Source organism: Ohtaekwangia sp. (assembly GCF_036786105.1).
GTDB lineage: Bacteria > Bacteroidota > Bacteroidia > Cytophagales > Cyclobacteriaceae > Ohtaekwangia.
This window is the reverse complement of sequence record NZ_DAIQRQ010000038.1, coordinates 42,042-48,239: the sequence shown is the minus strand read 5'-3', so window position 1 is coordinate 48,239 and position 6,198 is coordinate 42,042. Positions and strand designations below refer to the sequence as shown.

Annotated in this window: 7 protein-coding genes; 1 reads left to right on the top strand and 6 read right to left on the bottom strand. The window is 43.0% G+C overall.

Translation table 11 applies throughout. The features are described from left to right. Positions 1-909: urease accessory protein UreD (locus V7Q33_RS15460; RefSeq protein WP_333820413.1), on the top strand; the 909-nt coding region annotated here is incomplete at its 5' end. On the opposite strand, the gene ureG is transcribed toward V7Q33_RS15460, so the two are convergent. The 6 genes from ureG to V7Q33_RS15430 all read right to left on the bottom strand — a co-directional run. Beyond that, entirely contained in the window at positions 910-1,662 is a 753-nt protein-coding gene (gene ureG, locus V7Q33_RS15455) for an urease accessory protein UreG (protein ID WP_333820412.1), read from the bottom strand. A gap of 2 nt (positions 1,663-1,664) precedes the next feature. Continuing rightward, positions 1,665-2,336 carry an urease accessory protein UreF gene (locus V7Q33_RS15450; protein ID WP_333820411.1) on the bottom strand — a complete coding sequence of 224 codons (672 nt, stop codon included), beginning with the start codon at positions 2,334-2,336 and terminating at the stop codon, positions 1,665-1,667. After that, complete coding sequence (ureC, locus tag V7Q33_RS15445) at positions 2,336-4,039, bottom strand: urease subunit alpha (RefSeq protein WP_333820410.1); 1,704 nt, start codon at positions 4,037-4,039, stop codon at positions 2,336-2,338. The genes V7Q33_RS15450 and ureC overlap by 1 nt, the downstream gene beginning before the upstream one ends. 19 nt (positions 4,040-4,058) lie before the next feature. Beyond that, on the bottom strand, positions 4,059-4,820 hold the full coding sequence (locus V7Q33_RS15440; RefSeq protein ID WP_333820409.1) for an urease subunit beta: 762 nt from the start codon (positions 4,818-4,820) through the stop codon (positions 4,059-4,061). A 34-nt stretch (positions 4,821-4,854) separates the two neighbouring features. Further along, positions 4,855-5,370, bottom strand: a complete 516-nt coding sequence (locus V7Q33_RS15435) for an urease accessory protein (protein ID WP_333820408.1) — start codon at positions 5,368-5,370, stop codon at positions 4,855-4,857. A gap of 312 nt (positions 5,371-5,682) precedes the next feature. Further along, positions 5,683-6,198, bottom strand: a 516-nt coding sequence (locus V7Q33_RS15430) for a GNAT family N-acetyltransferase (RefSeq protein ID WP_333820407.1), incomplete at its 5' end; no start/stop codon positions are given.

Genomic DNA, 6,198 nt, shown 5'->3' with positions numbered 1-6,198 from the left:
AGACCCAATTGTGCTGATCAAAAAATCGATATCTTTCTCGCTGCTATGTATCAGGAAAGCACAGTTTCTCATTGGAACAATATAGAAATCGCGTCTGTAAAAGATAAAAGCCGGCTGATTAGTTGTGTTAATGTTCATCCTCTGAAGATCCTGAATCCACAGCCTCATGAAACGACTTGCCACGTTGTGCTTTCTAATTATGGTGGAGGTATGGTTGCAGGGGATATCATACAATTAAGAATTTGCGCTTATGATAACTCTAAACTATTTATAGGTTCGCAGGCAAACTCAAGGATTTTCAAATCGGAAGACCAGCGGGATTGTAAGCAAAATGTTGTGGGTACAGTAAAGGATAATGCTGTGGTTGTTCTGTTTCCTGAACCACTGGTGCTTCATGAGAAAAGCAGCTTTCGCCAAACGCAGCGTTGGGACTTAAGCACCAATAGCCTTTTAGTTGTTGCAGATTGGTTTAACTCCGGAAGATCAGACAACAATGAATACTTTCTGTTCAGGTCGTTACAGAATGAAATTCGCATTACAGTACAGGGGAAACTTGCCCTGGTCGATCGCTTTGCCTTTAATCCTGCTACTGACGTTGCCAATGCATCCGCTAACTTTTCTGAATTTCATAGCTGTTTGTCTTTGTATATAGCGGGCTTTCCGGGTGATAGTAAATTTGAAATTCTAAAGGCCCATCTTCAACAGATAGAAGAACAGAGTTCCCTAAACTATGGAAATATACCAAAAGGTAATGTAGCAATAGCCTTTGCACGTGCCAACCAAAACACACTAGTAGTAAGAGCACTTGGCAAAATGCGTAGTGATCTTGACCCTCTTTGTAATTTACTGTATCAGGCTATTTCAGATACTGCAGTTCTTGGATACAATCCTTTCAGCCGGAGGTTATAATTATCTTCTATCTTCTTTTACAGATGCCAGTGCTTTTTCTTTTGCTACAGTAATGTGTTCAATGATCTTGTCAAGGTTGTAACCATCGATAGCCCTGGCAAACAGGAACGGACCATCACCACGCATTTTGAGGGCATCGCGTTCCATTACTTTCAGATCTGCTCGTACCAAATCTGCGATATCAATTTTGTTAATGACAAGCAAATCAGATTGTGTTATACCCGGACCGCCTTTACGAGGAATTTTATCGCCTCCTGAAACATCAATGACATAAATAGAATAATCAACCAGCTCCCGGCTGAAGTGAGCTGCTAAGTTGTCGCCACCGCTTTCAACAAAAAGAAAGTCTATATCATACTCAAACCTTAACATTAATTCTTCAAGGGCATTCATATTCAATGATATATCTTCCCGTATGGCCGCGTGCGGACATCCACCGGTTTCTACGCCAATGATTCTATCGTTAGATAAAGCATTATTCCTGATGAGGAAGTCCGCGTCTTCTTTCGTGAAAATATCATTGGTAACAACGCCCAGCTTATATGTATTACGCATGCGCTCGCAAAGTGCTTTTAGTAAAGCAGTCTTTCCTGTTCCAACGGGTCCGCCAATGCCAACGGTAAAAGCTCTTTTCTTGAAATTTCTGTAAGACGGTAATTTTCTGGTTTCCCTTTCATCGAAACGTCCCGGGCCTGAGTATTTCTCGTGGGTATGCCCGTTAAGAATAAGTGCGAGTTTATCTAATATCGCCATAATCAGTTCTGAAAAAGTTTTGAATAAATATGCTGGTGATTCATCTGAAATATATCGAGCATAAAGGCTGAACGAAAGGCCTGGGAAGCATCATCGGGTACCTGCAGGAGGAGATCGTCTAATATAGTATAAAACTTATGCTGAAGTTGATGTGCTTCCATCGGACCAATAACGCCTAATCGAATGGCGGCACTTAATTGATCGCGCAATGCGAAATGTAGTATTAATGATGCTACGTCCTGAAAATTATAACCGATCTTTTTAAGGGATAACGCAAGCAGTATGGTAACATGCGATGGGAGAGATCTCTCTTGAAAAAGACCATCAATGTCATGCAGGCTTGCATCGGGATAAAAAGACATCAATACTTTCATCCAATTTCTCCCCTGAGTAATGCTGGCTTTTCTCATGGAAGGAATAAACTGCATAGCATCATACTCCTCAACGAGTCTGGCAATAGTTTCTGTTGTATCTTCAGCTTTAAATACATCTTTTACAAAGGGCAATTCAAATCGGGTAGTTTGCTGAAGAAATGCATACAAATAGTTTGCAAGTTCATTCACATTATTTATAGCGTGAGCGTTTACCGCACTCTCCAAACCAAAAGAATAAGCAAAAGATCCAACAGGAACCGCAGAGTCAGCCAGATGCAACAACCGTAATTGAAGAGTCATTAGAACAAATTATAGAGTTGCGCCAATGGAAGTTTCTTTACGGGCTCACACGTGAGATGGACACCATCAACCGTAACTTTATAGGTCTCCGGATCTACAGCTATATTAGGAAGGTAGTTGTTATGCACCATATCTTTCTTCGATACGCTTCTGCAATTTACTACAGGCTTTATGTGCTTGGTGAGATCATAATTTTTTTTCACCCTATCCAATGATGCTTTTGATACGAAGGCTATAGAACCTTTTCCTACAGCTTTTCCAAATGTGCCAAACATAGGTCGTGAGAAGTAAGGCTGCGGTGTAGGAATGGATGCATTAGCATCGCCCATCTGAGATTGAGCGATGATACCGCCTTTAATGATCATCTCGGGCTTTGATCCAAAGAATGCGGGCTTCCAAAGAACAAGGTCGGCAAGTTTACCAGGTTCAACAGAACCTACATAATCAGCAATGCCATGTGCTTTGGCAGGATTGATAGTATATTTGGCAACATACCTTTTTACCCTGTAGTTATCGGCATCTGCTCGGGCATCTTCTGGCAAAGAGCCGCGTTGAATTTTCATCTTGTGAGCGGTCTGCCACGTTCTGCAAACTACTTCACCTACTCTGCCCATGGCTTGTGAATCGGAAGAGATAATAGACAGTGCTCCCATATCATGAAGTATATCTTCTGCGGCTATAGTCTCTCCTCTGATTCTACTCTCCGCGAAAGAAACATCCTCCGGTATATTTTTATCGAGGTGATGGCATACCATTAACATATCAAGATGTTCATCAATAGTATTTACTGTAAAGGGCCGTGTAGGGTTAGTAGAAGATGGTATAACATTCGGTTCACCACAAATTTTGATAATGTCGGGTGCATGACCTCCACCTGCACCTTCTGTATGATACGCGTGTATTGTTCTTCCTTTGAATGCCTTTGTCGATACCTCAACAAAACCACTTTCATTTAACGTATCGGTATGAATACAAGCCTGCACATCATATTGATCCGCGATTTGTAAACACATGTCGATGGCTGCAGGCGTTGTTCCCCAGTCTTCGTGTAATTTAAAACCTAAGGCTCCGGCTTCTACCTGCTCGGTAAGTCCTTCCGGTCTGGAGGAGTTTCCTTTTCCTAAAAACCCAAAGTTTAACGGATACGCATCCGTGGCCTTTAACATGGCTTCGATATAAAAGGAACCTGGTGTACAGGTTGTAGCAGTCGTGCCTGCTGCGGGTCCGGTGCCTCCTCCAATCATGGTGGTAACACCGGAGGCTATTGCTTCATTGATCTGTTGAGGACAAATGAAGTGTACATGACTATCAATAGCGCCTGCTGTAAGAATGAGACCTTCTCCCGCAATAACTTCCGTTGTTACGCCAACGATAAGATTCTTATCAACATTCGGCATGATATGAGGGTTGCCTCCTTTGCCGATAGCGTGGATCAATCCATTTTTTATTCCTATATCAGCTTTGTAAATGCCAGTATGATCTACAATCAGTGCATTGGTAATGATACAGTCAAGTGCGTCTTTTTCTGAAACACCGGCAGCTTGCCCCATTCCATCGCGTAAAACTTTTCCTCCTCCAAACTTGCATTCCTCGCCGTAGGTGGTAAAGTCTTTTTCTACTTTGATGAAGAGGTCGGTATCGCCAAGCCGCACCTTGTCACCCACAGTAGGGCCATACATTTCAGCGTAAGCGTTTCGTTTCATACTGAGTTTGTTCATGGTGTTAGTGGGTATCAATGTGACGAAAATTCTGGCTTGTCATGTTGGCGATTGCCTTTTGTTTGTTGGTGGAGTCCAGTGCGCCAGAGATAAGACCGTTGCCACCATATACTTTTCCTTCTCCTGCAAGTTGAACGAGTGTAACTTTCTTCCGTTCGCCAGGTTCGAACCGCACGGCTGTACCGGATGGTATATTGAGCCGATAACCGAACGACTTGATTCTGTCAAATTCCAATGCAGGGTTTGTTTCAAAGAATGGATAGTGAGAACCTACCTGTATGGGGCGGTCACCCTTATTCACTACTTCCAATGCTAAGGTCTCCCGGCCTTCATTAAGAATAATATCTTCCTGCGCGGTTTGATACTCTCCGGGTTTATCATTGATAAGATTATCCGGGTTAGAAGTTATAGCGTTACGCTGCAAACCACTTCCATAGAGTGCCAGGGCAGCATCTCCTTTTTCTCTGCAAACAGGATGATGTACAGTAACAAGTTTTGTTCCGTCAGGGAATGTACCTTCTACCTGTACTTCTGCGATCATATCGGCTACTCCTTCCATCACATCGTTGAACCCTAAAATCTTTTTGCCTTTATCCATTAAAGTAGAGACCGATTCACCATCACGAATAAATTCAAGCAACTGGCTGGCGATCAACGCCACCGTTTCAGGGTAATTTAATCGCAGTCCGCGGGCATATCGCTTTTGTGCGAGGAAGCCTGCATTATGCAGCAGTAGCTTGTCAATGTCTTTCGGTGTTAAATGCATTTGTAAAATATTTATAGGATAGGAGTAATAGTATTTAAATATGTTGATAGACCATATAGGCACCATAAGATATGCAAAGTACAGCAGAGATTACGGTGGCAACTGACCGGATCACACGGCTTATCCTCATGCGTGGAGTAAATGGTATTGACAGAAGCCCTGTAGAGGCACACATGCCAATAATAGAACCGATGCCAAATATGACCATGTAGGTAATACCCAGAAGCACATCATCGATCTGGCTCATCACCAGTAATACAAGCGCACCACTTCCGGCAAGACCATGGATCAAGCCTACAACAAAGGGTAATCCGTGCCTGGTTTTAAAGTTTATAGGCTCTTCTCTTTTAAAGAGCCTTGCAGCACCAAACAGTACGAGCATACCGCCAATAAAAGCTTCAATGATGTCTGAAGAAAATATAGTTACACGACTTATGATAATAACAGATCCAACGAACACGAGCATAACGGTATGGCCCATTCCCCAGTACAGTCCGTCTTTTAAGGCAAGCATTGTATTATCTCTCCTTGTCACGATCGCACTCATCATAAAGAGGTGGTCTGGTTCAAAGGCATGGGCTAACCCCACTATAAGGGCAAACGCAATAGGAGCCAAGGACTCTATGTGAATGAAAACATTATACATCGTAACAAAATACAAGATGCGGATAGTTAAGGCAAGCAAGGCATTTGCTTTTGTTTAGTGAAGTTTGAAAGGGGCGTACATCAATCGATTCCGATTGGTAGGGACTAAGTCCGCAAAATAAAAGGAACTGAGTCAATCCTGCCTTTATCCGATTGCTGAGCACAAATACCGGCAGGCAACAAGCTATATCTGCTAGTAAATACTTCGTTAGTGCTGTCAGGCTGTAAACTTATAACGGAATCCAAATACCGGAAGCTGCCCCTGCATAAAATCGAGGTCTGCAGACGGATGAAAGCCTATAGCTTCATACATCTTCCAGGCCGTTTGCATTGCTCTTGTAGTATGAATGATCAGTTGCTCACGCTTTTGTTCGCGGGCTTTTTGTATACAGGCAAGGGTCAGGAGCTTGCCAATACCCTGGCCTCGCGCTGCATCGTCAACCGCCAATAAACGAAAGCCTGCAGCATTCGGCTCTTGTGTAGCCGTGCCGCCTGAGCCGTAGTATTGCATGTCGCCAAAATATACTACAGCACCCGCGATTGTATTTTCCGGTGAAACAGCTACAAAAATTTCAGTATGAGGTTTTGTTGTAAGATCGCCAACATTTGCAAGCATCCTATAATAGTTTGGTTGCTCCGATTCTTTGGGAAATCCATCCAGCGAAGAATATACTTTTACCATGAGTTTGCCGATCGCGGAAAATTCATGAGGGTGGGCGTTTCTTACGGTATA